The sequence below is a fragment of the Roseomonas sp. TAS13 genome (assembly GCF_001950415.1).
In the GTDB taxonomy this organism is placed as follows: domain Bacteria; phylum Pseudomonadota; class Alphaproteobacteria; order Acetobacterales; family Acetobacteraceae; genus Roseomonas; species Roseomonas mucosa.
This window is the reverse complement of the sequence record NZ_BDLP01000755.1, coordinates 1-794: the sequence shown is the minus strand read 5'-3', so window position 1 is coordinate 794 and position 794 is coordinate 1. Positions and strand designations below refer to the sequence as shown.

Here is a 794-nt window from a genome sequence, read left to right as displayed (position 1 = left end):
TGCATCAGCCAGGGCACGGTGCTCCGGCGGGCCGAGCGCTTCGTCCGCCTGCCGGGCCTCGGCCACGATCCGCCGGACCTGTTCGGCACGCTTCGCCGCGGCAAGGCCGGCTTCGCGGAGGATGCGGTCGGCCTCGGCCTCCTCGGCGGCATCCGTGTCGCCCAGACGCAGCGCATGGCGCGGCAGGCCAGCCGCCCGGAGCAGGCGGCTGAGCCATTGCCCGTCCCAGGACGGGGCACTGGCCAGGATCTCATGCCCTGCCAGGGCCTCCATCATCCGCGTCGCGACCGCTCCGGGCGCTTCGCCCTCGGCCTCCAGCCGCGCGCGGGACAGGCGATGGATCGCCTCGGCCTCCTCCGACCAGACAGTCCAGTCCGGGGCCGGGCGGATCAGGTGCGCTTCCTCCGCGCCGTCCTCCAGGACCCAGCCGACCTCGACCGGAAAGCCGCCCTTCTCCAGGGAGGATGCCTCGAAATCCAGGAATGCCTTCATGCCGCCTCGCCCCGCGCCGGCCTTCCGGCCGCTCCGGAAGGCTCCCCTCTAACGGCCAGGACAGTGGCAGGGTGCAATCCGCACCGTCATCCGCCGTGCACAGACGCCATGGTTGGGGGCCTGCTGCGGCCTCGCGTTGCGCTTGTGGTTTCCCCCCCCCGGGCGGGGGGCCAGTGACGGTGCGTCAGGCGCCCGGCGGGCGGGAGCCGAGTTCGCGCAGGCAGGCTTCCTCGGTCACGCGGCCGGTTCCGGCGGCGCGTGCCGCGGCCCAGGCGACCAGCATCTCGCGCCCGCTCGGGTAG

At 74.2% G+C, this 794-nt stretch carries 1 protein-coding gene; it reads right to left on the bottom strand.

Annotation, left to right across the window (positions count from 1 at the left end):
• Positions 1-492: transcriptional regulator (locus ROTAS13_RS25330; RefSeq protein ID WP_075823724.1), on the bottom strand; the 492-nt coding region annotated here is incomplete at its 3' end.
• Positions 493-794 lie beyond the last annotated feature (302 nt).